Below are 24,915 nucleotides of genomic sequence, written 5' to 3' on the forward strand. Positions count from 1 at the left end.
GTGGGGGCTGGATCATGCGCACGTTCGAGATGCCACCCTGGTTCACACAGTCACGGGCAAGGTCGTGAACGTGCCAGTAGAAGTCAAGGTCGGACGCGACGGCGTTTACGGTGGTCTCGACCGGTGTGTAGGTGTGCAGAGGAGTCGAGACCCCGTCGTAGGAATAACCGAAGTTGTCCTTCGTCAGGATCTTGAGTGGCTCTCCGCCGGTCCAGTCGATCCCGACGCGCACGTCGTACTCGTCGTTGTCGGTTGCTTCCGCCGTGGCTCGGATGAGCGCCATGAAGTCGGCGATGGCGCACTCGATGGCGGAGGACTCGACCTCCCAGCCCCCAAGGGATGCGTCGCGGCTCACGGGATGCCCGCCAATCGCGGCTGCCACGGTGACCGAGCCGTCATTGTGGATACTGACCCACGCTTCCTTCCACGTCGAGTGCTCGCCCGTCGCCGTGTTCGCGGCGACCGAGCGCCGAAGTCCAGGTCGGGGGTTCAGCCGGTCCACGTTTTCCAGTGGATGGGTGCCGCCGCGCCCCGCATACACCAGCGCAAGATCCTCGGCTTTCGACAGCACGGCTCGGACTCCTTCACGGCTCAGGCGATCTCGGAAGCGAGGGATGCGGGGGTGGGCGACAGCGGTCAGCCATGCTCGTTTGTCGGTGTCGCGGCCGGCGGATGCCTCGGTGAACAGCGCGTCCAGGGCCTCGGTCGCGTGGCGACGTTCCTCGAATCGCGCGCGGTACATGGCCTCGATCTGCCGCTCCTTCATCCACACCGTATCCGAGTCGTTGCGCACGGGCGCCCCGAAATACTCGTTCCTGTAGATGAGATGTGGCCCCTCGACACTTGCGGGCACCTCGACAACGACGGCACGGTCTCCCCGCGCCCCGAGGCGATGGATACCCAGGCCGAAGACCGGCGGGGAGATAGCGGTGATCGCCGCGCTACGCAGGGCACGCTCGTGCGTCTCCCCAAACTCGCCCACGTCGACGCGTCCAGTCGCCGCCTTCTGGGCCTCGCACACACCGTAGACGATCAGTCCACCACCGCTGTTCGCCAACGCAGCCACATCCTTGGGAAAATCTGTCTGCGGCAGCCCTTTTGCAGGCGGGAGTTCGCCCTTCCAGTCCAGATCGTTCGTCTCCATCACACCGGCGGCGACCGCGGCATCGAGGAGCTCATCAGTCACGGGGCCAGGTGTCATCCCGAGGGCACGGTGAAGTGCTGTGAAGCTCATGCTCCAAGCCTAGGGATCACCCACGACATCAAGGCGGGCCCGCGACAGCGGTGCGCAGAAACGCCGGCCTCCTTTCCCGGGACGGCGGTTCTTTCCTCGCGGGAGACGGCTCCTCTCAACGCTTCCAGCTCTCCGCAGTGGCCTCTTCGTTCGCCTCGGAACGGACCGCGGCTACCAGCGCCCGTGATCTCCCGGCTCCCACACCGAGCCCCTTGCGCAGCGTCTCCCCCGAAATCGGCCGCTGGTGGGCCTGCCGATGCCGAGCGTCCTCCTCACGGCCCGCTCCAGCAGTTCCCTATCCGGCCGCCCCGTGGTCGATCTCCTCGACCGAGCACGAGGCTCGGGAACCGACTCCAACCGCCGATTCCTCGGAGCTGCCTGCGCCTCCTTCGTTCGGCGCGTCTGCCTTTCAACGGGCGCGTCCAATTCCTTCCCCGTCATGGTCGACGGTGGGCTGCCTGAAGTCGGCGACCGGCTCGGACCCGGTTCCAGCCACATCGTCCGTGTCGGCGATGGCCTGAAGCAGCCCGGGCCCGACCTCAGCCCATCCGATCAACAACAGCGGGCCGACCGCGTCGAACGCGGCCTTGCCATAGTGCCCCACCAGCAGCGGCTCCATGACATTCAACGCCAGGGTCATCACGCTGGCCAGCACCAACAGACGACGAGCCGGACGGATCTCCACGGGCGGGGCCCCGTTCAACGCGAGAGAACGCACACCCAACAGCAACGCGAGCACCGACAGATCCACAGCAGGAGCCACCAACGGCGCCACGTACGCCGACACACCCAGCCGCAGCCCCAGCGGCAGCACGTTCCCGATCCCGGACAGGAACGTCAGCCCAATCACCGCCCGCCATGATCGCGGTCACCCACCGAAGGGCCGCCTGTTACCCAACAGAGGCGCCCATCATTCTGCCCCGTTCAGGACAGATAGCCCGCATTGCTTCTTGTTCAGGAGAACGTCAGCAGGTGCGCCGGAGCATGCACTCGCCGCACAGCGCCGCTCCCTCCTCGCCCCCACGTCCACCGACCCGAGCCGTTGCCTGTCACCATCCATAGCCCATCACTCCACGGCAAACCGCGTCTGTCTGCTCAGGGCGTGGGCGTAGTGGTCGTGTCGGTCCTCCGATTGAAACCCCCACGCGGTGGCACCATGAAGTTGAGGAACGGAGGTTCGGTCAATGCCGGGTTGGGCGGGAGCGCTCGGTCGAGCGTTCGGCCCGACAGAAACGACAGACTCCTTTACTCGGCTGAGTAGGATTGGCCGTAACCTCGAAGAACGGCTTGGAGCACGCCGCTCAGACACGCTTGTGCTGGGGGTCAAGGGGTCGTGGGTTCAAATCCCGCCGTCCCGACTGGAGTGTCAGGCTCCGTCGCAGGTCAGGGCCCTGTCTCACGTAAGTGAGGCGGGGCCTTCCTCATGCCGCAGGCCGTGCCTCTCACGAGCGGTCCGCGGCGTGGTGTCCTCTCACCGGCGGCGCAGTACCTCGTCCATCCGCTCGGTGGCGGGCCGGAGGTGTTCGACGTTCGGGTGGACGTGGACCCGCTTGGTGAAGGACAGGTCGCTGCGCCCGGCCCATGCGGCAAGCACGACGTGGGGCAGCGGGAGGGTGCGCTTGTCGGCCTCGGTCTTGGGTGCCTTCTCCACGGCCTCCCGCTCGACGTTGGTGCGGGTCTTCGCCACGGTGATGGTCCCGGCGTTCAGGTCGACGTCGATCCAGCGCGGCCCGCAGACCTCGGCCGGTCGCAGGCCCGGCAGCATCGGGGCGTACAGCCGGTCGGTGGCGATGTGCCGCAGGAACGGCACGATCTCCTGATCGGTCCACGGCACCCTCCTGGCCTTCGCCGCGGCGGCTGCCTCCCTGGCGTGGCGCGGGATGGTGACGTACTGGGCCACGTTGCGGGGCACGAGCTGCCGCCGCACCGCCATGTTCAGTGCCGCCCGCAGACGCCCCAGGGTCAGCCGCACCGAGCGGATCCCCGGCCCGGTGCCCGGCTTTCCGCCCCGCGCGCGCCCGGCGGTCAGCATCCAGTCGACCAGGCCCTCGATGTCCTCCTCCGTGAGCTTCTGCAGCGGCGGTCCCCCAGGTGGGCGCGCACCCGGCGCAGGGCGTCCGCTTCGTTGGCTTCGGTGGCCTCCTCGACCTCCCGCACCGCGCTTTTCAGCCGGGTGTCGAGTCACTCGTTCACGGTGATCTTCTCCGGCGCGACGACCGTGCCCGCGTTCATCCCGTGCCGGATGCGGGCGAGTTCGGCGACCGCGTCCTTCCTCGTGCCGAAGGTGCGCGTCAGCTGTCTGCGTTTCCCCTCAGCCGTCGTGCCGATGTCGATGACGAGCCGGTAGCGCGTGCGGCCGTCCCTGAGCAGGCGTCCTTCCAGTCACCGTGCGCCGCCCGGCTATCGAGCGGCAGCGCGGAACACCAGGTGTTGTGGGGCATGACGTTGGTGGCACAGGCCGATGTCAGTGAAACCAAGGTGCTTCGACTGGCGTCGGTCGGGTAGCGTGCGGGCCATGTCGAGTCCTGAGTCAGACAAGGTGGGGGCTTTCGGTCACGCCGTCAGCCCCCTGAACCACTGAACTCGTAGCCCTGTCGTCGCGCCGCATTCTGCGGCCGGGCGAGTGTGTCCTTGGGGCTGGCCGCGGTGACGAGATGACCTTCTCGTGCTTCTCCTCACCTCGGAGCCACTCGATGCCTCTCCCGCTGTACCTGCTTGCCATGGCGGTTTTCGCCATGGGCACCTCGGAATTCATGCTCGCCGGCCTCCTGCCGGACATCGCCTCAGACCTCGAAGTCACCGTCGGGACAGCCGGAACGCTTACCTCGGCCTTCGCGGTCGGCATGATCGTCGGTGCCCCCCTTGTGGCCGCGCTTGCCCGCGACTGGCCCAGGCGCTCCAGCCTTCTCGGGTTCATCCTCGCTTTCGCGGCAGCTCATGCCGTGGGCGCCATCACCACCAGCTTCCCCGTCCTGTTCGCCACCCGGGTCGTCGCCGCGCTCGCGAACGCGGGGTTCCTTGCCGTCGCTCTGACGGCTGCCGCCACGCTGGTCTCACCCGACAGGAAGGGACGTGCGCTGGCCGTGCTGCTGTCGGGCACGACGGTGGCCACGATCGCCGGTGTCCCTGGCGGCTCGGTGCTCGGCACGTTGCTCGGCTGGCGGGCCACATTCTGGGCCGTCGCCGCTCTCTGCCTGCCTGCGGCACTTGGCATCCTGAAGGGAATCCCAGCAGGGCGTGATGAGGATGAGGCGACTGGCCGGCCGGCGTTGCGAGCGGAGCTCGCCCAGCTCACACGGCCGCGGTTGATCCTGGTGATGCTGCTCGGCGCGCTGGTGAACTCGGCGACCTTCGGAAGCCTCACCTTCCTCGCCCCCGTGGTGACCGACAGCGCCGGGCTGGGCGAGTTGTGGATCTCTGTCGCTCTGGTGCTCTTCGGCGCCGGATCCTTCGTGGGCGTCACCGTCGCCGGCCAGCTGTCCGACCGGCGTCCCGGTCCGGTCATCGCAGTCGGCGGCCCGCTGCTGCTCATCGGCTGGCCGACCCTGGCCATGCTGGCCAACGAGCCGGTCGCCCTGTTCATCCTCGTGTTCGTGCAGGGTGCGCTGTCGTTCGCGCTGGGCAGCACGCTGATCACGCGTGTCCTCTACGAGGCCGCGGGAGCCCCCACCATGGCCGGGTCGTATGCGACCGCGGCGCTCAACGTGGGCGCCGCCGCCGGCCCTGTCATCGCCGCGGCCACCCTCAGCACCGAAGCCGGGAACCTCGGGCCGCTGTGGGCAAGCGGACTCCTCGTCGCGATCGCGCTGCTCATCGCGTTCCCCCTCCTCACCGCCATCACGGCCCGCCGGAGCACCGAGGTACTCCGGTGACACATGCGAACGCCCCCTTGAACATCGAGGGACGCCCAAGGCTCGCGGAGCGCTGCCCCACCCGTCCGATCGCGCATGTCGCCGCCGAGGCCGGTGTCTCCCGCGCCTGCCTGTCCAAGTGGAAGAACCGGTACGACACGCGCGGCGAAGTCGGGCTGCGGGACCGCCCAAGCCTCCCGCGATCCTCACCGGCCCAGACCCCACCCGATGGTGTCGAACGGATCGAGCGGTCGCGGCGGGACAACAAGTGGTCCAGCCGCCGGATCGCCCTCGAACTCGCAGGCCAGGGAGTGCGGATCAGCGAGCGCGCCGTAGGCCGGTGGCCGTCGGGCTCCGCGCGGGAGAGACGGTGCTGATCCACGGCGCCGCCGGCGGCGTCGGCCATCTCGCCGTGCAGTTGGCGGCCGGGCGCGGCGCCACGGTGCTGGGGACCGCGAGCCCCGGCAAGCACGATCTGCTCCGGGATCCGCCACCGCACCGGGGACGACGCCGCCCTCCTGATCACCCGCACCCGGCAACTCGCCCCGCAGGACGTCGCCACCTGGCCCCTGCCCGAAGACCCCATCGCCGCCCACGAAGCCCGCGACCACATCCGCGAGCAACTCCGCGCCTGGGGCATCAGCGACGACATCGAGATGACCACCGAACTCCTCGCCAGCGAACTCATCGGCAACGTCATCCGCCACGCGAAGGGCCCCATCCGTCTCCGCCTGCTGCGCAGCCGCACCCTGGTCCTGGAAGTCTCCGACGGCTCCCTGACGACGCCCCACATCCGCCACACCACCCCCGCCGACGAGGGCGGACGCGGCCTCCAGCTCGTCGCCGCCATGGCCCAGCGCTGGGGCACCCGCTACACCGCCACCGGCAAATCCATCTGGACCGAACAACCCATCCCGGACGGACCCGGACCAGCACACTGACCGCCGTCGTCACCCCGTCAGCTCCAGCACCGCGCGCAGCAGGCGGTCGATGTGGACGGTGGTGGTACCGGCGCCCAAGCTCACGCGGACGGGCTGGCGCGGGCCGTCGCAGCCGGCCACCGGGCCGGTGTCGGGCAGCAGGACGCGGACCAGGGGCTGGGCGCGGAACAGGCCGAGCGGACGCCGATGCGGCGCCGCCGGGGTGGGGGTGGAGGACATCGTCTCGTGTCGTGCCGTCTGGACTCGCCGTACCGGGCCGGGACACACCGGGCCCGGGTCAAGTCCGGGTGGGAGGGCGACACCACCGACGCCCGCCTGGTCGGGCTGGTCGGCGCGGCGGGTCGCCCGGTCGCGGTGCTGGTCGAGCTGCCCGGCGGCCGCAGCGCCGTGACATCGCCGCGGCTGGACGCCGCGCAGGCCCGCCGTTGTCACCGCCGCGACGCGCGGGCTGCGGGTCCGGCGATGAGGACCGGCTCGCGGGACCGCTCCGGACGGCGCGGCATCCCGGCCCAGGGGCAGCCGACGGCGGACCAGTCGTCCTCGGCCCAGCCGCGCAGCCACGGGCTCAGCCGCTCGTTGTCGATGTCCAGGGTGCCGTCCGGCAGCAGCCGTCCGATCGTGTTCGCCGGGTCGGAGAGGGCGACGGTGCACTTGCCGAGGGTGCCGTCCGCCCGGATCACCAGCGAGTTGGGGCGCGCCGCGTAACAGGCCGAGCGGGCCGGGGGACCGGCGGCGCCGGGACCGAGCACCGCCGCCAACGTCCCGTGGATCTCCGCCCGTCCGGCGCCCGGCAGGATGTCGAGCGCCGCGTCGTTCGGTCCGCCCATCCGTTCCACGGGCTTGAGGTGGACCGAGAAGCGCTCGTCGCCGAGGAACGTGTCGCGCAGCTCGGCCAGGAAGCCCGGCATGGACGGGAGGTTGGCCGGGGTGAGGTGGACACGCAGCATGATCCGGATCGGGAGCGCGCTGTCCCGCAGGGACAGCAGGTTCCGCCGGATCCGGTGGAACGAGCCGCCGCCGTCCGCCCGCACCCGCGTGGTGTCGTGGATGTCGGGCGGGCCGTCCAGCGAGATCTGGTGGCGGCGCACGCCCAGGGCGGCGAGCCGGGCGGCCGTCGGCTCGTCGAGGAGATAGCCGTTGGTGGTCATGTCGGCCGCGTAGCGCAGATCGTCCCGTCCGGCGGCCGACGCGGTGATGTGGGCCGAGACGTCCTCCACCACGGCCCGCGCCAGCAGCGGCTCGCCGCCGAACCACGACACGTCGAGGGAGCGCAGCCCGGGCAGCCGCCGGTCGATGAGCCGCTTGACGGCCTCGACGGTCGCGGGGCGCATGCGGCCGACGGCGAAGTCCTCGTAGCAGTAGACGCAGCGGAAGTTGCACTGCTCGGTGGGGAGGACGATCAGGTGCAGCGACTCATCGGTGAGTGCCGCCGCGAGCTCCTCCTCGAAGGGGGTCCGGTTCACGGGTCCGGTCCCGCGCTACCTGGGGACTCCGCCGCCGCAGAAGGGCACGCAGTTGACGTTGATGACCAGCCCTCGCGCATCGGCCTCGGGGACGGCGCCCCGGGCGCGCTCCATCAGCTCCGGGGCGTTGAGGATGATGCGCCCCTCCTTGTCCAGCTCGACGCCGATCGACCCGGCGGCCGTTCCCTGCTCGGCCATGATGTGCTCCTTCCGGTGGGAGCCGCGCCCTCGCGGCGGCTCCCACCCACTGTCACGCCGCTCTCCGGCCGCCGCGAGCGGGGGCCGCCGGACGGGTGGGGGGACGGTCGCGGCTACAGCCGCTCGAAGCCGCGCACCCGTTCCCGGTCGGTGACCGCCGTCTCGAACGCGGCCAGTGCGCGCGGCCTGCGCGTCGTGGGCGACGACCGACTCGCCGAAGACCTGGGTGAGGGCCGCGCACTCGCTCTGCGCGAAGAGATCGAGGCGCTGACGGGCTTCCGGATCTCCTTCTGCGATCCTCGTCTCTACCAGCCGGGGACTCTCACTGTCGCTATGTACGCGGACCGAGCCGCAGCCGGCGGCGTCCCCGGGCTCACCCCTGGGGGGACGGTGGCCTCCAACCGGATCTGGCCTACGCGCTGGGCGAGCAACTCGGCCTGCGGGTGGAGATCGTCGACGCCGGCACGCCAAGCGACATGGTCGCCGGTCTCCTGTCCCACGAGGATCTGTCTCAGCGATTTGACGTCGCCATGCCGGTGCAGGAAGTCGCGTACTTCGGCAGGGGTGAACTGGAGAATGTCGATCTCATTCACTACTTCGACCACGGGTACTCGGTTTACACCTGGCGACAAGCGTCCCAGGGTATCCAGTCGTGGGCCGACCTCTGCGGCATGGAGATCGACGTCCAGAACGACGAGTACGCAGCCGCGGTCGAGGAGCGGTCCTCCGAGGTGTGCGGTTCGAATCCGATGGAGGTGCGGACCGGTCCTCTTGGCGACGTGGAGGCGGTGATCACTGGTCTTCCGTGGGCCGTCAACGAAGCGCAGGACTCCGAAGGTGAGATTCACCTGTCCGGCGGTGATCTGACCGAGGACCTTCCGATGGCCATGTTCGTGGGCGACGCCAACCCCGATTTGCGGGACGCCCTTCTGGCAGCCCTTGGCGCGCTGATCGACAGTGGTGAGTATGGCGACATCCTGGCTGACTGGGGGCTGGAGGACGGTGCCGTCGCGGCGGCCAACTCATCAGCGGTTCCTGACCTCGGCGGGTCACCGCTCGCAGCGCGCGAGAGGTGGGGTCGTCGCCGGTCTCCGGCAAGGAAACGCATGTTCTCCACGAGCGCCGCGTCAACACCCGACCGGAAGGCGCCTTGATGTCCGCGACTGTCACGAGGCCGTCGGCGTGAACCAACAGCAGATCCGGAATGTGCCGCCGAACGCTGGCGCCATCCCGTTCCGTCAGCTGAAACGGTTGTGCCACGATCTCCGCAACATCGCGATCGAAATCCGCCAACAGAATCCGAGCCGATTCCAGACGGCTCTCGCAGGGCACCAACCGCACCATCGTGGACGTGTAGTACCAGCCTGAGTAGTGCCTTCGCCCCTTGTACCAGCGGAAACCCCGCACCGGCAGCTCGGCCGCCACCTCCGCGACAAGCAGGCGATCCGGGGCAGTTTCGACCACCCGGGCCTCGATGGCCGCCGGGGTGCGGTGCGCGGCCGGCTGGGCCGGTCGGCAAGGCCGGCCTGTCCCTCGGCCGCGTACCGGCGCACCCATTCGTGCGCGGTGGTCCGCGAGACGCCCATCTCCGCGGTGACACGAGCGACAGGGCGGCCAGAGAGCACCCGTTCGACCAGCAGCCGCCTGCCGTGAACCATCAGCCGGGCATTACGGTGGGACACGAAGTCCTCCGTGCGGAGCGGTCCTGGACAGCTCCACCACACCGGAGGTCTTCCTCACGATCAAGCCCTGCCCACCGTCGACAACGCCCGTGGTCAAGACACCTAGCGGCGACGGCCGTCGCTTGCCTCTCCGAGGCGAGCCAACAGGCCGTGGTGACGATGATCGACCACCTGCGCGGCGTGGAGAACGGCGAACGGCCTCGGGCGCAAAGCTGAATCAACGATAGTGACGGTCAGGTCCCGATGTGGTACCGAAGAGCCCGGAACATGCCGATGCTCCTCACTCGGCCATCGAACCGAGTTGGGCGGCAGTCTGATCGAAGTCGGCTGGTGAGCGGTCGTCACACCGGGCGGTGCCCGGCGTAGGCGGCGGAGCCGGCCGCCGGGGCGGCCGGGCGGGGCACGGACCACGCGCGGTCCAGGGCGTCCCGGGTCAGGACGGCGGCGGGCGGGCCCTCGGCCAGGAGCCGGCCTCCGGCGAACAGCAGACAGTGGTCGGCGCGGAGTGCGTCGTCCAGGTCGTGCGTGGCGTGGACGACCGTGACTCCGGCGGCCGTCGTCTCGGCCAGCACCTCGGCGATGCGGTCCCGGGCCGCCCGGTCGAGACCGGCGGCGGGCTCGTCGAGCAGCAGCAGGCCGGACTCCTGGGCCAACCCCTGGGCGACGAGGGCGCGTTGCCGCTGGCCGCCGGAGAGGGTGCCCAACTGCCGTGCGGCGATGTCCAGCAGGTCCAGCCGGTCCAGGCATGCCTCGACCGCCGCGCGGTCGCGGCGGGTCAGCGGGCGCCAGGGACCGCGCCGCGCCCAGCGGCCCATCGCGACGGTCTCCCGGACGGTGATGGGGAGGGCGTCGGAGGCGGCGCTGCGCTGCACGACGAAGGCGGGGCGGCGGGTGTCCCGGCGGCGTTCGACGACGCCCGCGGCGGGCGGGATCACACCGGCCAGCACGCCGAGGAACGTCGACTTGCCGGCGCCGTTCGGCCCGACGAGGGCGGTGGTCGCGGCGTGCGGGACGCGGGCGTTGACGCCCCGCAGCACCGGCCGCCGACGGCGGGCGTAACCGGCCCACAGGTCACGGACAGTGATCTCGTTCGTCTCGCCGGCGTCGGCCGGATCGGCCGGGTGCACGGGATCCCCCTTTTTGCATTGAAAATGATTTTCATTATAGAGTGCCTGGCCATGGAATGGTTGCTTGCGCCGTTCGAGGTGTCATTCGTCCAACGGGCGCTATGGGGAGGTGTGTTCGTGTCCCTGATCTGCGCTCTCGCCGGCACGTGGGTGGTCCTGCGCGGCATGGCCTTCCTCGGTGACGCCATGTCGCACGGGATGCTGCCCGGCGTCGCGCTCGCCTCGCTGCTCGGCGGGAACCTGCTGCTGGGCGCCGCGCTCAGCGCCGGAGCGATGGCACTGGGAGTGACGGCGCTGGGCCGTTCGTCGCGGCTGTCCCGGGACACCGCCATCGGGCTGCTGTTCGCCGGAATGCTCTCGGCGGGCGTGATCATCGTCTCCCGCTCCCCGTCGTTCGCGGTGGACCTGACCGGGTTCCTCTTCGGGGACGTGCTGGCGGTGCGGGAACGCGATCTCGGCTACCTGGCGGGCGCGTTGGCGCTGGCGGCGGTGGTCGCGGCGGCGGGGCACCGTTCGTTCGTCGCGCTCGCCTTCGACCCGCGCAAGGCCCACACGCTCGGGCTGCGGCCCGGGATGGCGCAGGGGCTGCTGCTGGGGCTGGTCACGCTCGCGATCGTCGCCTCGTTCCACGTCGTCGGGACGCTGCTGGTCTTCGGGCTGCTGATCGCGCCCCCCGCCGCCATGGTGCTGTGGGCGCGACGCATCCCCCTGATCATGCTCGGGGCCGCGGCCCTGGGCATCGTCGCGACCGTGACCGGGCTGGTGGTGTCGTGGCACTGGGGAACGGCGGCGGGCGCGACGATCGCCGCCGTCGCGGTGGCGTTGTTCTTCGTCTCGGCCGGGGCGGCGCTCGCCGCCCGCACCGGCGGGACCCCGGTACGGGAGGCGGGGGCGTGAGGCGGCGCGGAACGAGGACGACGGCGGCCGGAGCCGGGATCGCGGCGGCGCTGCTGCGGGTCGCCGGCTGCGGCGGGAACGGTGGGGAGCCCGCCGGTGGCGGCGGCGGGACGCCGGAGGAGGACGTGCCGCACGGCTACGTGGCGGGCGCCGAGGAGACCGCCGAGCCGCAGCACCGGCTGGTGCTGGCCGACGGGGAGACCGGCGAGGTGCGCGTGCTCGACCTGATCACCGAGGAGGTGACCGGGCTCGCGGGCCCGGGCCCGATCGAACGCGCCGTGGGCGACGGCCGGTTCGCCTACCTCACCACCGGGGACGGAGCCGTGCGCGTCGTGGACGGCGGCACGTGGACGACCGACCACGGCGACCACGCCCACTACTACCGCGCCGAGATCGGCGCCGTCGGCGAGGTCACCCGGGACGCCCCGGCGGTCGGGACGCACGCCGACACCTCCCGGGTGGCCGTCACCTTCGCCGACGGCACCGTGCGCCTCCTCGACCGCGAAGCGCTCGAAGCGGGCGAGGTGGCCGGGGCGGGAACGCTCACCGGGGCCGCCGTCGCCGTGCCCTACGCCGGGCACGTGCTGGTCGCCGCCTCGGACGGCGACGCCGTCGAGGCCCGCTCCCCGGACGGCGGCGACCGCGTCACGATCGACGCGCCGTGTCCGGAGCCGCGCGGGGCGGCGGTGACGCGGCACGGCGTGGTCTTCGGCTGCGCGGACGGCGCGCTGCTGGTCACGGAGGACGGCGAGGGCGCGTTCGGCGGCGAGAAGATCCCCTACCCGGACGGGGTCGCGGCGGACGAGCGGGCCGTGGAGTTCAGCCTGCGGCCCGGCAGCGGAACGCTGGCCGCGCCCGCCGGGGAGCGGGGTGTCTGGACGCTCGACGCGTCGGCCGGCGCGTGGACGCTGGTCGAGACCGGCCCGGTGGTGGCGGCGGACGCCGTCGGCGACGGCCGGACGCTGCTCGCCCTCACCCCGGACGGGGTGCTGCGCGCCTACGACATCGGCAGCGGCGAGGAGACGGCCCGGACCCAACTGGGTACCGGAGCGGCCGACATCGAGCTGGACACCAGCCGCGCCTACGTCAACGACCCGGCGGCCGGAGCCGTGTACGAGATCGACTACAACGACGACCTGCGGCTGGCCCGCACCTTCGACCTGGACATCGCGCCCACGCACATGGTGGAGACGGGCCGATGAGGGGCGACGGCACGCGCGGGGCGCTCCCCGGACGGGCGGCGTCGGCGGTGGCGCTGGTGTGCGCGGCGCTGCTGCCGCTGGCCGGGTGCGGTCTGGCCGACGGCGAGGGACAGGGCTCGTCCGGGGTGGTCGTCACCACCAACATCCTCGGCGACATCACGCGGAACGTCGTCGGCGACGAGGCCGAGGTGACCGTGCTGATGGAGGCGAACGCGGACCCGCACTCGTTCGGCATCTCCGCCCGGCAGGCGGCGACGATGGAGGACGCCGCCCTGGTGGTGTACAACGGCCTCGGCCTGGAGGAGGGCGTGCTGCGCAACGTCCGGGCCGCCGAGGACGCCGGGATCCCGGCCCTCGCCGTCGCCGAGGCGGTCGATCCGCTCCCCTACGCCGACGGCGAGGGCGACGACCCCCACTTCTGGACCGACCCCGGGCGGGTCCGGACCGCCGTGGACGTGATCGCCGACCGGGTGGTGGCGGAGGTGGACGGCGTCGACGCCGACGCGGTCCGGGAGAACGCCGCCGTCTACGGAGCCGAGATCGACCGGCTCGACACGTGGATGGCCGCGGAGTTCGACGCGATCCCGCCGGAGCGGCGCAGCCTGGTCACCAACCACCACGTCTTCGGCTACCTGGCAGAGCGCTACCGGTTCCGGGTCATCGGCGCGGTCATCCCGAGCGGGACGACCCTCGCCTCGCCCAGCAGCTCCGATCTGGAATCGCTCGCGAACGCGGTCCGCGAGGCCGGGGTGCCCGCCATCTTCGCGGACTCGTCCCAGCCGGACCGCCTCGCGCGGGTGCTCGCGGACGAGATCGGCCACGACGTGGACGTCATCCCGCTCTACTCGGAATCCCTCACCGCGGAGGGCGAGGAGGCCGGGACCTATCTGGACATGATGCGCGCCAACACCGAGGCGATCGTCACCGGACTCGGCCGCGCGGGCTGAGGCGCCCGCACCGCACCGGGCCGGGCCGCCCCTCGGCGGGGTCGCCCGGCCCGGCCGCCAAGCCCGGTCACGCACCCGACCCAGTCACGCACCCGACCCAGTCACGCAATGGAGAGGCAAGAGAATGCAGTTGTCGAGAACGAGAGCCGGGGCCCTGTCCGCGGTCACCGCCGCGCTGATCGCGCTGAGCGCGTGCGGAGACGGCGGCGACGCGGGGGACGAGCCGGACGACGGCGCGTCGGCGCCCTCCGGGCCCGCGGACGCCACGGTGGCCGACCCGCTCGTCGTCACCTACGACGGAGGGCTGTTCGTCATCGACGGCGAGACCTTCGAGGTCGCCGAGGACATCCCGCTGGAGGGCTTCAACCGCGTCAACCCCGCCGGGGACGACCGGCACGTCCTGGTCTCGACGTCCTCCGGCTTCCAGGTCCTCGACGCGGCCGGCGCCGCGCTGACGGACGTCGAGTTCGCCGCCGCCGAGCCCGGGCACGTGGTGCGGCACTCCGGCCGGACCGTGCTGTTCGCCGACGGCTCGGGCGAGGTCGTCAGCTTCGACCCGCGGGACCTCGGCCCCGCCGTGGCCGACGGCGCCCTGCCGGAGAGCGAGACCTACACCGCCGCCGACGCCCACCATGGCGTCGCGGTCGAGCTGGCCAACGGCGAACTGCTCGTCACCCTCGGTACCGAGGAGGAACGTACCGGCATCGTCGTCCTCGACGAGGACCGCGAGGAGATCGCCCGGAGCGAGGAGTGCCCCGGCGTGCACGGCGAGGCCACCGCCCAGGGCGAGGCCGTCGTCATCGGCTGCGAGGACGGCGTCCTCGTCTACCGCGACGGCACCATCACCAAGGTGGACAGCCCGACCGGGTACGGCCGCATCGGCAACCAGGCCGGGTCCGAGGAGTCGCCGATCGTGCTCGGCGACTACAAGCGGGACGCCGAGGCCGAGCTGGAGCGCCCCGAGCAGGTCTCGCTGATCGACACGGAGACGGGCACCCTCACCCTGGTCGACCTCGGCGCCAGCTACACCTTCCGGTCCCTGGCACGCGGTCCGCACGGCGAGGCCCTGGTGCTCGGCACGGACGGGCGGATCCACGTGATCGATCCGGAGAGCGCGGAGGTCGTGGACACCATCCCGGTGATCGAGGAGTGGGAGGAGCCGCTGGAGTGGCAGCAGCCGCGCCCGGCGCTCTTCGTGCGGGACCACACGGCGTACGTCACCGAACCGGCCACCGGCGAACTGCACGCCGTGGACGTCGAGTCGGGCGAGGTGCTGCACAGCCTGACCCTGCCCGGGACGCCCAACGAGCTGAGCGGCGTGGTCGCTCACTGACCCGGCGGCGCGGGGGCACCGCCCCGGCGGTGCCAGCCCGGCCCGGCCGACCACGACTCCGTCGGCCGGGCCGGGCCGGGTCAGCGGCGGCGGTTTCCGGAGCAGCCCTCGTCCGAGGCGAGCGGTGTGTCGGCCGCGTTCCCAGCCGGAGAGCATGCTGGGGGTGACGCCGCTGGAGCCGCCCGGGGAGGTGCGGTCAAGGTCGGCGCAGACCTGTTCGAGGGTGGCGGGGACGGCCAGGCGGGCGCGCCGTAGCGGGCTGTCGGTGGTGCTGGTGCGGCGGGTGGACGGCATCGTGCGGCTCCCCTTCCCCTGGCGTGCGCCTGACTGCGGTCGGCGCCTGCGACGGTGTCAGCCGGCCGGTACCGGCTGCGGGAGATCAGGGTGTAGCCCTGGGGTGGGTGGAAGGCGCCGAGGATGTCGGTGAGCTGGGCAGCGGTGGCCCTCGTGCTCGCGGACGCCGCGGATCGGCAGAGCGAAGCCGCGCGGCAGGTCCTTGAGGTGGTCCAGGACGGAGTCGCCGTTCCCGGGCCGGGCCTGCTCGGCGACGGCGGCGATCCGCTCGGGGGAATCGACGACGGCCGGGTCGAGGTCGATGACCGCCGCGAGGCGGGAGACCGGGGCGGTCAGGTACACATACCAGGTCACCGCCCGGCCGGTCAGGAACCGGCGCCGGAACTCATGGCGTTTCAGCCCTTGCCAGATCGAGTCGTAGTACTGGGATTTGACCTACATCAGGACCGGCTCGGGCGGCGCTTGAGGGGCGTCGAACAGCGCGTCCACCGGGCTCCTTCGCATCGGGTCTCCGGCCCATCCACCGGTCGCTGTGACGGGTTGTGCGGTGACCAAATGCAGAAGGCGCCTGCTCCGCCACTGAGCCGCGGGCCCGGGATCACTGCCGGCTCGGGCGGAGTCGCGGGACATCCAGCGGGGCCCCTCCACGACTGCCGTCTCAAAGGCGACAGCGTCCACCACGCCGTGCTCGGCATCGCCACGTCGTCGATCAATCACGGGCCAGCCCTGGGGTGGGCGCGCAGCGCACCCTGTGGTGAGGTCCGAGCGGGGTGGCTCCGCCCCACTCGGAGGAAATGACCCGGTTGCGGGCTTTTGTTCGCAATGTCAGGATCGGTGAGGCGAGTCGCCGGGCCGCGTCAGCTATGCCGTCGCGCGACCGCGGGTGGGGGTCTCCACACGCTGAAATGCGAAGGGCGCACCACGATGACGGATCCCATTGGCCCCACCATGGCCGGCGGCCTCCAGGCGATCGACAGCAAGGACGGCTATCGGGCGCTGTTCTTCCCGGATGCCAACAACTACGAACTCATGCAGGAAGGGAAGAACCCGGTCTACTACTGGCTTCCCGACCAGTTGCGGCTGGCCCGACACGGTGGCGAGAGCGGGGACTACAAGTTCAGCCTGCTGAGGTTCGCCGGCGGCGCCGGCACCGATTCGCCGACCGTCGGCGGCGTCCTCGGCCTGACCACGACGGGCAGCATCCCGGCGGCGGCCATGGAGGAGCTGCAGAAGAAGGTCATCGAGAAGGTCTCCTCATCCGCCAGCAACAACGGCCTGTGGAACCCGCAGGGCCGGGATCCGCTGTTCCGCCCCGTCACCCTGCTCTCCAGCACGGCGAACCTGTCCAATCTGAAGTTCACCGAGGCCGGCCTGCGGTACTTCGCCCAGGACAAGAAGACGAAGAAGCTCGAATTCCGCACCACGGGAATGCTGGACCGGGGGAACCGCAACAAGATCGTCAAGGGGCCGACGAAGAAGGGCGAGGACATCGGCGAGTGGTACTGGGTCCTTCAGGGCGCCGGCGCCGCCTCGATGGACCCGACCTCCGAGCACGCCTTCACCGCCCTGCTCGGCAAGGCGCCCGCGTCGATCCTCTACGAGGTGTTCAAGGGCGCGAGCAGTGTCATCTACGCCAGCTCGGTCATGGATCTCCAGATGTGGACCCCGAAGATCAGGCTCTCCGTCAAAGGCGACTGGAAGAAGATCTACGAGCACTTCAGCGCCCATGCCAGCGTCAACTACTACTGGTCGAGTGCCGATATCAGGTACCAGCTCAACAACACCGACCTCAAGGGGAAGATCAAGGTTGAGATCACCCCGGTCGGCGTCTTCCCCGGATCGGAGGATGTCGCCAAGTACTTGCGGGAGAAATCCGATCTGATCGTTGATCGGTTCACGCAGGAGGCGCAGCGGGTCATCTTCGACCCGGCACCGGTGGACGAGTCGGCGGCCGAGGCGTCCTCTTCCGGCTCCGGGGCCAGCCCCTGGGGCGCCGCTTTCGCGCTGAAGAGGCGGATCGACGAGACCGAGCTGAGCCTGGAGTACGAGGAGACCATGCAGTTCTGCCACGTGCAGCAGAACGTCGTCTCCAGCTCCCTCCAGGGACTGCTGCACGAGATGGCCACCGGTGGAGAACCAGCGGAGAAAAAGTACTTCCCCATCGTCAATCTGGACGACTGGCCCAAGGAACTCGCCCGCACCACGGCGCCGATCGCCAGTTGGAGCACCAAGCTGTTCCACTCGCTCTCCGTACAGATCGGCTATCCCGACAAGAACGGCTCGCTGATCTGGAAGAGCCATGTCTTCACCGACCCGAAGTCCTCGACGGAACTGGAGAACTGGACCTACAAGGTCTTCCAGAAAGAGGAACACGAGGTGGAGAACCCGCCGGCGGATTGGAAGCCGGACCGCACCTTTGTGAAGCGCACCGTCCACTTCAACGAGCCCGACCCGTATGACGAGGTCAACATTCGGCAGATCACGGTGCCGAACGGCGTGCTGCAACTCGACAAGGGCGAGAACGGCACCGCGCTCAACGAGAACATCGTGGAAGTCAGAGCCCAGTCCAACAACATCATGGCTGTTCCCATCGAGTTCCGGGGCGTGCTCAAAGACAACCAGGAAGCGGAGCTGACCGTCCAAGCGGTCGATGACCAGAACCAACCCATCGGCGAGGAGGCCCGCTTCTACTGCGACTCCACCACCCTCAAGGTCAAACGGAGCTGGACCTGCTGCCCAGCACCGTCGGAGAGCAAGCGCTACCAGTACAAGGTGACCGTGTACGACTGGTCGGACGGGTCCGAATGGGTCTCCAAACGGCCCACCATCACCAGTGGCCCACTGCGGGCCTCGATCCTGCCCAAGAGCAGCAAGAACGTCGTCTTCCGGTTCCGGGACCGCACCAGATGACCGTTCCGCTCGGGCCCACCGAGATCGCCGGCACCCGAGTCTTCGAGGTGGACGGCTACCGGATCGTCTTCTATCCGGACGTGACGAACCCGCTCCGGTCCAGCTGCCAGGCGTCCACGTTCTACTGGATGCCCGAGCGTCTCTATCTGGGCCGGACCGCCGGTGGCGACTACGACTTCTCCTTCACCCGCTGGGCCCGGGCGGGTGGCACGAGAAGCAAGGACGTGGCCGGGGAGGTGCGCTTCTCCCTGACTGCCGACATCCCGGCGGACGTCGTGGACGAGGCCACCAACATGCTCTACCGGGAGTCCGCACACGACGACCCGTACTGGGGATCGCACTTCTACTGGCGCGAGGAGTACCACGCCCTGACCTTCCAGTACACCCACACCACCATCTCCAACATCGTGGCCCGGGCGGAGCCCGTCTACCGTGGCCTGGCCGGTGCGGACGTGTGGTACTGCGAGAAACAGGGCGCCGCCACCGGGCCCATCAGCGCGCTCGACGGGCGCTCCTACACCACGCTCATGGGACAGGCGCACACCCAACACCTCTACGCGTCGCTCATGGACAAGAAGGAACCGCTGACGGTCAACCGGACGGTCGGCGTCCAGTTCATCGCACCCGTCGAGGAGTTCTCGCTGGACGGCTCCTGGTCGCCCATCCACGAGGCGCTGTCCCAACAGACCCGCGACAGCGCCGGGCACCTCACCCTCGCGGGCATCCGGGACGCCCTGGCCCAGGTGCGCAAGACCGGAGACCTCGCCGTGCGGTGCACTCCGGACGCCTCCGTTCCCCTGGACCCCGCCTTCCTGGAGCGCCTGCTCACGGGCAGCGGGTGCGTGGAGGCGCGCTTCCTCGACCTGGCCAGGGGGATGGTGCTCAACGCGCCGGAGAACCGGCCCACCGCCCTGGTCAACGACTGCGACGGGCCACCGAACCCGTGGGGCAGCTCCTGGCAGGTCACCCCGAAGGAGCCACCGGGCAACCTGGCGGACGAGGTCAGCCGTCCCTTCACCTATCCGCGCTCGCTGACGATCGACACCCGTTTCACGGCCGAGACCGACGCCATGCGCACCGCGCCCGCCACCTACTTCCCCGCCCACTACCCGGACGAGGGCGAGCAGACCCTGCAACGCGTCTTCCGTCCCGTACTGCCCCGCGACCACCCGGCGATCGACTCGGTCTCCGTCCGCTGCGGCTACCCGGACCGCAACGGCACGCTGGAGTGGCAGGGGCGTTCCTGGCCGCAGCCGACCGACCCGGCGGCCACCCTCCCGGCCTGGAACTACACCACGCCCCGCAAGGCCGCTCACGACGTCACCAACCCGCCGCCCGGCTGGGAACCGGACAAGACCTTCGTCAAACGACAACTGCGCCTGCGCCCCAGCTCCGAGGCGAACACCGGCTACTGCGTCGTGCGCAACGACAACGCGACGGCGGACATCGACATCGACCCGGAGGCCGACGGCCGGCTGTTCAACGACATAGCCATCGACATCTCCGCGAGCATGGTGCCCCACCTGGACGTCTTCCCGATCAAGCTGCTGTGGGTCCCGCGCGGCGGGCAGTCGGCGACCACCGAGCTGGAGATCACGGACGCCGCGGGCAACCCGGACGGCCGGCCGTCCGCCCTCTTCACCTGGCATCCCACCGACGCGGCCGAGCCCCGCCGCTGGCTGGTCTTCCCCGATTCCCGGGAGTTCCGTGGCTTCTTCCGGTACCGGACGACGCTGCACCTCAGCGGCACCAAGTCCACCAGCTCCGGCTGGCGCCGCACCTGTGGCAGCGGCCCGCTGCACGTCTTCGTGCCGGCCCCGGACAAGCGTTGAACACCACCCGGCCGATCGTTGAGTCGAGGAGAGCGAGATGGCACAGAAGATCCAGAAGACGGTCATCCCGGGGTCCGGACGCAGGGTCGGCGAAACGCTGCGCAAGGGAAAGACCGAGAAGACGATCGAGGCGCTGGTCGAGAAGGACGACGAGCCGGCCTACAAGCTGAAGGCGACCTATGATGACCGCCGCCCGTACACGGACGTGAACATCACGGTCGTATCACAAGCCGGCAAGACGGAGATCTGGAACCGGGAAGCCAGGCCCAGTTGGTACTGGGAACTGGTCGCCGCCGCCGTGGCGAAGATGAAGGACACCGGCACCGCCGACCTGGACCGCCTCCAAGCCGCCTACACCGCGCTGTTCGCCGCGCTGAAGGCCAAGAACAGCGCCTTGGACGTGAAGATGCTGCCCGGCTGGAGCGACCGAATCCGCCGCCTCTCCGAGACCAGCGTCGTCCAACTGGCCGCCCTGTCGACCAAATCGAACTATTACGCGAACCAGGCCGGGAACTTCGAGAAGATCTACAAGGAGATCACCGATCACAATTTCGTGAAGGCACTGGAGGGCACCGCCCAGACGGAGCAGCGGAAGAAGCTGCAGAAGTACTTCGACGACTGCATCGCCGACCACGACTTCGCCCGGTCCACCTATCACAAGTACCCCGCCTTCAGCCGGAACGGCTGGGTCGGCGTCCGCGAGGAAGTGGGCAACGTCCCGGTCGACCACGACCTCTCCCTGGTCATCGACAAGAAGAACGACGACGCCGCCTACCGGCATCTGCTCGCCCACGAGTTCATGCACGCCCATTCCGCGAAGACCAAGGGCCTCCAGGAGGCCCACGAAACCTATGGCGAAGGCGCCGACGAGGCGCTGACCGAAACCTTCGGCCGCATGGTGACGGACATCATCTACGCCAAGGAAAAGGGCCTGAAGGTCACTTCCGACCAGGACAAGGAAACCATCGCCCAGGGCGTCCACTACAACGTCTGGCCACGATCGGATGAGATTCACAGCTTCTACAAGGGCGGACTGCGCTACGGCCCCGAACTCTGCTGGTTCGTCCTCGCCTACCGGGCCGAGAGAACTCCGGACGGCGGGACGCCCAGCAGAACGGACACCTTTCCACTGGACCTGCTCAAGGCGTACTTCATCACTGGCGGTAAGAAGAAGGACAACAAGTCGAAGTGCCCGATCCAGATCCCCTTCCTCTGCAAACGGATCGGGCGCCTGCGCGCCCGCCGTCGAAACGCCGCCCACCGCTGACGGCCACCGACGGCAACGCCCGGAAGGCCCGCCCGGGCCGTACACCGCCCGGCCTCCTGGAGCTCCAGGACGTGCTTCACGTGGGTGGGCGAGACCGGGGTGGTGAGGGTGCGGACGGGGTGTGCACTCGGATTCCGTCTCCCCCACCGGGGCGGGGTCGTCAGCTTCCCGACGCGGTAGCGTTCCACCGTGCGGCGCGAGACGCCCACGTGCTCGCAGCGCGCGAAGCACGGTGGGTGTCACCGGCTCCGGTGGACCGCCGAATCACCGGAATCCCGTAGCGGCATCCATGGGTCAGCCGGTGTGACTGAGCGCTTCGGCCGGTGGATTTCCGTCCCGGCTGAAGCGCTCAGCCGTGCCCGATGGCCGATGGCGCGTCACGCCGGTTCGACGGGCAGCCACAGCTCGCAGGTCGCGGTGCTGAAGTCGTCCGCGCGCTCAAGGATCGCGACGATCGACGGCCCCGGCCGCAGCCGCCACGGGTTGGCGGGGAACCACTCGGCCGCGGTCGCCGCCCACGTCTTCTGCAGGGCCTGCGGATGCGGTCCGCTGGTACGGAAGACCGCCCACCTCCCAGCCGGCACCTCGATGGCGTCGAGGTTGTCCGGGGTCGGCGTGTCCCGGGCGAGGGCGACTCCGTGCAGGTAGGTCAGTTCGCCGCCCTCCCTCCCGTCGGGATCGAGGTCGTCGCTGACCTGCAGCAGACCCTCTGGTTCGGTGTCGCCGAGCGCCTTCAGCCGCGAATGTTCCTCCTGCGGCAGTGCGGCAATGTGCTCCTGGATATGCGGGTTGACGCCCTGGTGAATGAGCGGGACCCGGATTGCATGCCCGACCAGCCGGAACGCGGGTCGGTCAACGAGGCGGGTATCCATCGGGATGCTCCCTTCGACGGTCAGGCGGAACCTGAGCTGCGGTTGTGTGCGCAAGGGGCCTCCCTCGCGGCGCACCTCACTGGGGCCGACACCGTGGACCGCCCGGAACGCACGTCCGAACGCCTCACTCGAGCCGTATCCGTGCCGGACAGCGATGCTCAGCAGATCCCCTTCGCCCCGGACGACGTCCGCGGCGGCAACGGTCATGCGCCGCCGCCGCACGTACTCGGACAGCGGCATGCCGGCCAACGACGAGAACATCCGACGCAAGTGGTATTCGGTCGTGCCGAGCGCCTCTGCCAAGCCGTGGATGTCCAGCTCCCCGGCGAGGTGCTCCTCGACAAGATCGACGAGCTGGTTGAGTGCCGAGATCACGATGCCTCCCTTTCGACTCCAAGCCTGGCAGCGGGCACCCCGGCCATACCCGACCGCCGCGGACCGATCCGATCATGCGCCGGACCGGCGCGCGGCAGACACTCTCCCGCGACTACGACGTCCCCTTCTCCTGCTCTCCGTTGTCGGCGTCGCTGACGGTGCCGTCCTTGATGTACCGGGCGAGGTTGAGCTCCGGGGCGTTGAACCGCTCGCGGACTGCCTCGCCCCACAGGACGTCCTGGTGCCCCTGGCAGCGGCTTGCCCTCCCGCTAGGGCAGGAAGTCCAGCGGGCTGGTGCCGTTCGAGGCATGGACGACGCAGTCGGACAGGATCGCGATGGGGTACTGCCCGGTGAACGCCGCGTGCTTGACGATCTTGCGGTGGAGGTTGATCCGGGTACGGGAGATGACCGCCGCCCGGATGTCCGGCCGCCACGTCGGGCGGGGCGGGGCGCGCCACGGCTCGCCCGGCCGCCAGCCCTCCCCGCGCGGACGCTCGCGCAGCTTTCCCCGGCCGCCCTTCACCGTCGCCTTGACAGCCGAGACGACGATCGCCGGATCCGGGTCGCGGGCCTGGCAGCCGTCCACCGCGGCGAGGAAGTCGGCAGGGGCGAGGTCGGCGTCGACGCCGAGGCCGGCCATCGTGGCGAAGCAGGCGTCGGGCAGCCGCTGGTACCAGCCGTCCAGGTAGCGGCCGTTCTCCCGCCGCGCCCACGCCACCGCGGCGAATCCCTGTCCTGCGAAGCAGCGAGGCACACCTCCAGACGCTCCGCCTCCGGCGCCGACCCGGGCGGAGGCGGCGGCTTCAGCCGCGGCACAGCGTGTCCAACTGAAGGGTGTCGCAGCAGGCTGTGTGTGCGGGCTCACGGTACGCCGGGAGCACCGTTCCACGACCGTTGTTTTCGCGCCTCAACTCCCCCGTGCCATGGGGTCGTCGGCGCCCGGCCGACCGTGGGCGCCGTGGTGCTCCGCGAGGCGGGTGAGCATCCGGACGAGTTCCTCGCGCTCGGCCGGGGCCAGCGGTGCGAGCACCTGGTCCTGAATGGTGGCCAGGAGACCGTCGAGCCGGCGCAACTGGGCGCGGCCCCGGGGGGTGATGGTGATGACGTTGCGGCGGCGGTCGGCCGGGTCGGGGGTGCGCTCGACATGGCCGCGGTCGGCCAGTTCGTTGATGACGGCGACCAGATCGCTTCGGTACATGCCGGCGTGACGGCTCAACCCGGCCTGGCTTGCGGGGCCTTGCTCCCGGAGGGCCACCAGCACGGCGTAGTGCCACTTCCGGGCGTCGGCGGTCGCCAGGCCCTCGGTGACCAGCCGGTCGGCGTGCGCCGCGGTCTGCGACAGCAGCCGGCTCGGCAGGCTCCGCAGCCGGGCGGCCGTGGGCCCGCCGTCCCCGCTGTCATCCCCGGCGTCCCCGGTGTCGCTGCTGTGGGCGGTGCTGCTCATGGGCGCGATCCTACCCGGTTGCGTTAGTGGCCCTAACGATATAGATTCCGTTAGCGCTACAAACGTTAGAGCAACTAACGTTCGGTGCGCGAACGATCTCACCGACGGCGAAGGGAACCCGGCGTGCCCACCATCGACGTGCTCGACTCGGCCATCCACTACGAGGAGCGGGGCCAGGGAGCGGACGGCACGGCCTTCGTGCTGCTCCACGGCAACCCGGGCTCCTCCCACCTGTGGCGCGGGGTCCTCCCCGGCCTCGGCCCCGGGCGGCTGCTCGCCCCCGACCTCATCGGGATGGGCCGCTCCGGCAAGCCCGACATCCCCTACCTCTTCGCCGACCACGCCCGTTACCTCGACGCCTGGTTCGACGCCCTGGGCCTGGAGCGGGTCGTCCTGGTCGGCCACGACTGGGGCGGCGCCCTCGCCTTCGACTGGGCCACCCGGCACCCCGGGCGGGTGCGCGGCCTCGCGTTCCTTGAGGCCGTCGTCAAGCCGATGGCCTGGGAGGATCTCTCCCCGCAGGCGCGCGAGCGCTCCCGCACGATCCGCGCCCCCGGGGCCGGCGAGCGGATGGTCCTGGCGGAGAACCGCTTCCTCACCTCGGCGTTCGCCGCCGGTGTGCTGACCCCGGTGAGCGAGGAGGATCTCGCGGTCTACCTCGCCCCCTACCCGACACCCGGGAGCCGCCGCCCGATCCTCCAGTGGGCCCGCCAGATGCCGCTGGGCGGCGACCCGGCCGAACTGGTCGCCCGCATCGAGGAGTACGACGCGTGGCTGGCGGCCAGCGCGGACGTGCCCAAGCTGCTGATGACGTTCGAGGGCTCGCCCACACTCCTCATCGGCGAGGAGATGGCCGCGTGGTGCGCGGCGAACATCGCCTCGCTCGAAACGGTCGCCTGCGGCCCGGCCGGTCATCACGCCCCCGAGGACCGCCCCGGGGAAATCGCCGCCGCCGTCCGCGCCTGGGCGGACCGGCACGGCCTGCGCGGCTGATGTCCCGCCATCGCCCGTCCGCCGGGCGATGGCGGTGGCGGGATCGGAGCGG

At 70.4% G+C, this 24,915-nt stretch carries 23 protein-coding genes and 4 pseudogenes; 13 read left to right on the forward strand and 14 right to left on the reverse strand.

Features of this window, described 5'->3' with window-relative positions; all coding sequences use genetic code 11:
• The 3 genes from BN2279_RS08650 to BN2279_RS08660 form a co-directional block, all read right to left on the reverse strand.
• The coding region (locus BN2279_RS08650; protein ID WP_234347628.1) for an AlbA family DNA-binding domain-containing protein at positions 1-1,186 on the reverse strand (1,186 nt) is incomplete at its 3' end.
• A gap of 457 nt (positions 1,187-1,643) precedes the next feature.
• Positions 1,644-2,084: a hypothetical protein gene (locus BN2279_RS29845; protein WP_199827675.1), complete on the reverse strand. Its 441-nt coding sequence runs from the start codon at positions 2,082-2,084 to the stop codon at positions 1,644-1,646.
• Between the two features lie 621 nt (positions 2,085-2,705).
• Positions 2,706-3,266, reverse strand: a complete 561-nt coding sequence (locus BN2279_RS08660) for a site-specific integrase (RefSeq protein WP_059008088.1) — start codon at positions 3,264-3,266, stop codon at positions 2,706-2,708.
• A gap of 59 nt (positions 3,267-3,325) precedes the next feature.
• On the opposite strand from BN2279_RS08660, the gene BN2279_RS29240 reads away from it, so the two are divergent.
• From BN2279_RS29240 to BN2279_RS27500, 4 genes are all read left to right on the forward strand, one after another.
• A complete protein-coding gene (locus BN2279_RS29240) occupies positions 3,326-3,739 on the forward strand; it encodes a hypothetical protein (protein WP_159037156.1) in 414 nt (137 codons plus the stop codon).
• Between the two features lie 188 nt (positions 3,740-3,927).
• On the forward strand, positions 3,928-5,106 hold the full coding sequence (locus BN2279_RS08670; protein ID WP_059008261.1) for a Cmx/CmrA family chloramphenicol efflux MFS transporter: 1,179 nt from the start codon (positions 3,928-3,930) through the stop codon (positions 5,104-5,106).
• Positions 5,103-5,462, forward strand: coding sequence for a helix-turn-helix domain-containing protein (locus BN2279_RS27495; RefSeq protein ID WP_407702206.1), 360 nt, complete (start codon positions 5,103-5,105; stop codon positions 5,460-5,462). Before BN2279_RS08670 ends, BN2279_RS27495 begins: the two co-directional genes overlap by 4 nt.
• A 207-nt stretch (positions 5,463-5,669) precedes the next feature.
• Complete coding sequence (locus tag BN2279_RS27500) at positions 5,670-6,026, forward strand: ATP-binding protein (RefSeq protein ID WP_407702212.1); 357 nt, start codon at positions 5,670-5,672, stop codon at positions 6,024-6,026.
• 9 nt (positions 6,027-6,035) lie between these two features.
• On the opposite strand, the gene BN2279_RS29245 is transcribed toward BN2279_RS27500, so the two are convergent.
• Genes BN2279_RS29245 through BN2279_RS08695 form a run of 3 tightly spaced genes read right to left on the reverse strand, consistent with a single transcriptional unit; the run spans position 6,036 to position 7,687 of the window.
• A complete protein-coding gene (locus BN2279_RS29245) occupies positions 6,036-6,458 on the reverse strand; it encodes a hypothetical protein (RefSeq protein WP_159037157.1) in 423 nt (140 codons plus the stop codon).
• Positions 6,455-7,489 carry a radical SAM protein gene (locus BN2279_RS08690; RefSeq protein WP_059008099.1) on the reverse strand — a complete coding sequence of 345 codons (1,035 nt, stop codon included), beginning with the start codon at positions 7,487-7,489 and terminating at the stop codon, positions 6,455-6,457. Before BN2279_RS08690 ends, BN2279_RS29245 begins: the two co-directional genes overlap by 4 nt.
• A 15-nt stretch (positions 7,490-7,504) precedes the next feature.
• Positions 7,505-7,687 (reverse strand): hypothetical protein, encoded by a 183-nt coding sequence (locus BN2279_RS08695; RefSeq protein ID WP_059008101.1) that lies wholly within the window; start codon positions 7,685-7,687, stop codon positions 7,505-7,507.
• A 443-nt stretch (positions 7,688-8,130) separates the two neighbouring features.
• Here BN2279_RS08695 and BN2279_RS30460 point away from each other — a divergent pair, with 443 nt between their 5' ends.
• Positions 8,131-8,841 (forward strand): type 2 periplasmic-binding domain-containing protein, encoded by a 711-nt coding sequence (locus BN2279_RS30460; protein ID WP_059008103.1) that lies wholly within the window; start codon positions 8,131-8,133, stop codon positions 8,839-8,841.
• A 46-nt stretch (positions 8,842-8,887) separates the two neighbouring features.
• On the opposite strand, the pseudogene BN2279_RS31445 reads toward BN2279_RS30460, so the two are convergent.
• The 3 genes and pseudogenes from BN2279_RS31445 to aztA form a co-directional block, all read right to left on the reverse strand.
• Positions 8,888-9,112: pseudogene (locus tag BN2279_RS31445) on the reverse strand (TnsA-like heteromeric transposase endonuclease subunit); the annotation flags it as partial.
• A gap of 9 nt (positions 9,113-9,121) precedes the next feature.
• Positions 9,122-9,345 (reverse strand): annotated as a pseudogene (locus BN2279_RS27510) (helix-turn-helix domain-containing protein); the annotation flags it as partial.
• A gap of 365 nt (positions 9,346-9,710) precedes the next feature.
• Positions 9,711-10,496: a zinc ABC transporter ATP-binding protein AztA gene (gene aztA / locus BN2279_RS08705; RefSeq protein ID WP_059008105.1), complete on the reverse strand. Its 786-nt coding sequence runs from the start codon at positions 10,494-10,496 to the stop codon at positions 9,711-9,713.
• Positions 10,497-10,547: 51 nt separating this feature from the next.
• On the opposite strand from aztA, the gene aztB reads away from it, so the two are divergent.
• The 4 genes from aztB (at position 10,548) to aztD (ending at position 14,875) form a co-directional block, all read left to right on the forward strand.
• Positions 10,548-11,393: a zinc ABC transporter permease AztB gene (aztB, locus tag BN2279_RS08710; protein ID WP_059008106.1), complete on the forward strand. Its 846-nt coding sequence runs from the start codon at positions 10,548-10,550 to the stop codon at positions 11,391-11,393.
• Positions 11,390-12,595, forward strand: a complete 1,206-nt coding sequence (locus BN2279_RS08715) for a WD40 repeat domain-containing protein (protein ID WP_059008108.1) — start codon at positions 11,390-11,392, stop codon at positions 12,593-12,595. The genes aztB and BN2279_RS08715 overlap by 4 nt, the downstream gene beginning before the upstream one ends.
• Positions 12,592-13,542: a zinc ABC transporter substrate-binding protein AztC gene (gene aztC / locus BN2279_RS08720; protein ID WP_059008109.1), complete on the forward strand. Its 951-nt coding sequence runs from the start codon at positions 12,592-12,594 to the stop codon at positions 13,540-13,542. The genes BN2279_RS08715 and aztC overlap by 4 nt, the downstream gene beginning before the upstream one ends.
• Positions 13,543-13,666: 124 nt before the next feature.
• Positions 13,667-14,875, forward strand: a complete 1,209-nt coding sequence (gene aztD, locus BN2279_RS08725) for a zinc metallochaperone AztD (RefSeq protein ID WP_059008111.1) — start codon at positions 13,667-13,669, stop codon at positions 14,873-14,875.
• A gap of 351 nt (positions 14,876-15,226) precedes the next feature.
• Here the strand turns inward: aztD and BN2279_RS08730 are convergent, their stop codons facing one another.
• Entirely contained in the window at positions 15,227-15,523 is a 297-nt protein-coding gene (locus tag BN2279_RS08730; RefSeq protein WP_059008114.1) for a hypothetical protein, read from the reverse strand.
• A 570-nt stretch (positions 15,524-16,093) separates the two neighbouring features.
• Between BN2279_RS08730 and BN2279_RS08735 the strand changes: the two genes are divergently transcribed.
• The 3 genes from BN2279_RS08735 to BN2279_RS30465 are packed head-to-tail and all read left to right on the forward strand — an operon-like array spanning position 16,094 to position 21,178.
• Positions 16,094-18,079 carry a hypothetical protein gene (locus tag BN2279_RS08735; RefSeq protein WP_159037159.1) on the forward strand — a complete coding sequence of 662 codons (1,986 nt, stop codon included), beginning with the start codon at positions 16,094-16,096 and terminating at the stop codon, positions 18,077-18,079.
• Positions 18,076-19,911, forward strand: a complete 1,836-nt coding sequence (locus BN2279_RS08740; RefSeq protein WP_059008117.1) for a hypothetical protein — start codon at positions 18,076-18,078, stop codon at positions 19,909-19,911. The genes BN2279_RS08735 and BN2279_RS08740 overlap by 4 nt, the downstream gene beginning before the upstream one ends.
• Before the next feature lie 37 nt (positions 19,912-19,948).
• Positions 19,949-21,178, forward strand: coding sequence for a hypothetical protein (locus tag BN2279_RS30465; protein WP_059008119.1), 1,230 nt, complete (start codon positions 19,949-19,951; stop codon positions 21,176-21,178).
• Between the two features lie 2 nt (positions 21,179-21,180).
• On the opposite strand, the pseudogene BN2279_RS30470 reads toward BN2279_RS30465, so the two are convergent.
• From BN2279_RS30470 to BN2279_RS08760, 4 genes and pseudogenes are all read right to left on the reverse strand, one after another.
• Positions 21,181-21,387 (reverse strand): annotated as a pseudogene (locus BN2279_RS30470) (hypothetical protein); the annotation flags it as partial.
• Between the two features lie 168 nt (positions 21,388-21,555).
• Complete coding sequence (locus BN2279_RS08750; RefSeq protein ID WP_059008121.1) at positions 21,556-22,425, reverse strand: AraC family transcriptional regulator; 870 nt, start codon at positions 22,423-22,425, stop codon at positions 21,556-21,558.
• A 112-nt stretch (positions 22,426-22,537) separates the two neighbouring features.
• Positions 22,538-23,141 (reverse strand): annotated as a pseudogene (locus BN2279_RS08755) (telomere-associated protein Tap); the annotation flags it as partial.
• A 192-nt stretch (positions 23,142-23,333) separates the two neighbouring features.
• Positions 23,334-23,870: a MarR family winged helix-turn-helix transcriptional regulator gene (locus BN2279_RS08760; RefSeq protein ID WP_059008127.1), complete on the reverse strand. Its 537-nt coding sequence runs from the start codon at positions 23,868-23,870 to the stop codon at positions 23,334-23,336.
• Positions 23,871-23,993: 123 nt separating this feature from the next.
• Here BN2279_RS08760 and BN2279_RS08765 point away from each other — a divergent pair, with 123 nt between their 5' ends.
• The gene (locus BN2279_RS08765) at positions 23,994-24,863 is read left to right on the forward strand and encodes a haloalkane dehalogenase (RefSeq protein WP_059008129.1); all 870 of its coding nucleotides are present in this window, start codon (positions 23,994-23,996) and stop codon (positions 24,861-24,863) included.
• Positions 24,864-24,915: the final 52 nt, after the last annotated feature.

Origin of the sequence: Streptomyces specialis (assembly GCF_001493375.1) — a bacterium.
Classification (GTDB): Bacteria; Actinomycetota; Actinomycetes; order Streptomycetales; family Streptomycetaceae; genus Streptomyces; species Streptomyces specialis.

What these genes read in the sequence shown, in the direction of transcription:
- BN2279_RS08660 (WP_059008088.1), bottom strand. Translation starts at nt 3,266, where the DNA reads ATGCTGACCGCCGGGCGCGCGCGGGGCGGAAAGCCGGGCACCGGGCCG.
- BN2279_RS08670 (WP_059008261.1), top strand. Translation starts at nt 3,928, where the DNA reads ATGCCTCTCCCGCTGTACCTGCTTGCCATGGCGGTTTTCGCCATGGGC.
- BN2279_RS08695 (WP_059008101.1), bottom strand. Translation starts at nt 7,687, where the DNA reads ATGGCCGAGCAGGGAACGGCCGCCGGGTCGATCGGCGTCGAGCTGGAC.
- aztB (WP_059008106.1), top strand. Translation starts at nt 10,548, where the DNA reads ATGGAATGGTTGCTTGCGCCGTTCGAGGTGTCATTCGTCCAACGGGCG.
- aztC (WP_059008109.1), top strand. Translation starts at nt 12,592, where the DNA reads ATGAGGGGCGACGGCACGCGCGGGGCGCTCCCCGGACGGGCGGCGTCG.
- aztD (WP_059008111.1), top strand. Translation starts at nt 13,667, where the DNA reads ATGCAGTTGTCGAGAACGAGAGCCGGGGCCCTGTCCGCGGTCACCGCC.
- BN2279_RS08735 (WP_159037159.1), top strand. Translation starts at nt 16,094, where the DNA reads ATGACGGATCCCATTGGCCCCACCATGGCCGGCGGCCTCCAGGCGATC.
- BN2279_RS08740 (WP_059008117.1), top strand. Translation starts at nt 18,076, where the DNA reads ATGACCGTTCCGCTCGGGCCCACCGAGATCGCCGGCACCCGAGTCTTC.
- BN2279_RS30465 (WP_059008119.1), top strand. Translation starts at nt 19,949, where the DNA reads ATGGCACAGAAGATCCAGAAGACGGTCATCCCGGGGTCCGGACGCAGG.
- BN2279_RS08760 (WP_059008127.1), bottom strand. Translation starts at nt 23,870, where the DNA reads ATGAGCAGCACCGCCCACAGCAGCGACACCGGGGACGCCGGGGATGAC.